The 1,574-nt window shown below is 63.4% G+C and carries 1 protein-coding gene and 1 pseudogene; one reads left to right on the top strand and one right to left on the bottom strand.

The window, feature by feature from the left end; translation table 11 throughout:
• Window positions 1–1,067, bottom strand: a 1,067-nt coding sequence (locus EOA22_RS33100) for a formimidoylglutamate deiminase (protein WP_127390580.1), incomplete at its 3' end; no start/stop codon positions are given.
• 98 nt (window positions 1,068–1,165) lie between these two features.
• Between EOA22_RS33100 and EOA22_RS33095 the strand changes: the two are divergent.
• A pseudogene (locus EOA22_RS33095) lies at window positions 1,166–1,574 on the top strand (imidazolonepropionase); the annotation flags it as partial.

Below are 1,574 nucleotides of genomic sequence, written 5' to 3'. Positions count from 1 at the left end.
CGGCCGGTCGGGCCGCCTGCGACCGCCAGCACATTGCGGGCGCGGTGGGCGAGGCGCTGCGAATATTCGAGCTGGCGCAACTCGTCGGGCAGGCCGATGAGCACATTGGAATCGGAGCCGACGCCATAGCGGCCGCCATGTTCCCTGAACAGCGGCGCGGCAAAAGTGCCGTCACCGAGATTGGCCTCGGTGATCGGGCATAGGCCGGCGATGGCACCGCTTTTGGCCATGGCAACGGTTTCAGCATCGGTCATGTGGGTGGCGTGGATCAGGCACCAGCGCTTGTCGACTTTGGCATTGGCCAGCAGAAATTCGACCGGCCGCGCGCCCGACCAGGCAAGGCAATCCTCGACTTCTTTCACCTGCTCGGCAATGTGGATGTGGATAGGCCCGTCCGGCGCCAGGGCAGTCACGTCAATCAGTTCTTCCGGTGTCGCGGCGCGAAGGCTGTGCGGAGCGACGCCGACAACAGCCTGATCCAACGCGCGAACCGATTCGCGGCATTTCTCAACAAGCCGCGAGAATCGATTCACATCGTTGATGAATCGCCGCTGGCCTTCGTTTGGTGCGGCACCGCCGAAAGACGAGTGCGCATAAAACACCGGCAAAAGCGTCAGGCCGATGCCTGCCTCGCCGGCCGCGGCCGCAATGCGCTCGGCCATCTCGGCGAGGTTGGCGTAGGGTTTTCCATCGCGGTCGTGATGCAGATAGTGAAATTCGCCGACGCGGGAAAAACCGGCCTCCAGCATCTCGACATAGAGTTGTGCGGCAACCGCCTCGACCTGATCGGGCGTCATCGACAGGGCGAAACGGTACATCACCTCGCGCCAGCTCCAGAAACTGTCGGCGGAGGGGCCGCGAAGCTCGGCAAGGCCGGCCATGCCGCGCTGGAAGGCGTGGCTGTGCAAATTGGGCATGCCGGGCAACAGGATCGCGTGACGTTCGTCGCCGGCTGCCGCAGCAGCGCCAGGCTGAACGGCTGTGATGCGTCCCTCGGCCAGGGTAAGCCGCACATTTTCGCGCCAGCCATCGGGAAGGAGCGCCTGTTCCGCAAAGATCGCTGCCACTTTTCTCTCCGGTTCTCTGTGTCTCATGCGATGAAGGCACTTGCAGTGCGTTTCAATATGTATATACATAATCGTCATCGATTGAAACGGAAAAGATGATGGCTGCAAAGAGCAAAAGCCGGGCAGGGGATCTTCGTCTGTGGCGCAATGCGCGGCTGACGACAATGGCCGACGGGTCTGCCGGACTTGGCGTCGTCGAACATGGCGCGGTCGCTGCGCGTGACGGCCGCATTGTTTATGCCGGCCCCGAGTCGGAGCTGCCCCCGACACTTGCCCAGGGCGCCGAGACGGTTGATTGCGAGGGCCGCTGGATCACACCCGGCCTGATCGACTGCCACACCCATCTGGTCCATGCCGGCAACCGCGCCAACGAATTCGAGATGCGGCTGGCCGGCGCCACTTATGAAGAGGTCGCCCGGGCTGGTGGCGGCATAGTCTCCTCGGTCAAGTCGCTGCGCGCCGCCAGCGAGAGCGAACTGGTCACCCAATCACTGCCACGCCTCGAGG

This window comes from Mesorhizobium sp. M7A.F.Ca.US.014.04.1.1 (assembly GCF_003998745.1).
GTDB classification, from domain to species: Bacteria; Pseudomonadota; Alphaproteobacteria; order Rhizobiales; family Rhizobiaceae; genus Mesorhizobium; species Mesorhizobium ciceri.
Note: the sequence above shows the minus strand (reverse complement) of the source record. Positions and strands in the feature narration are given on the sequence as shown.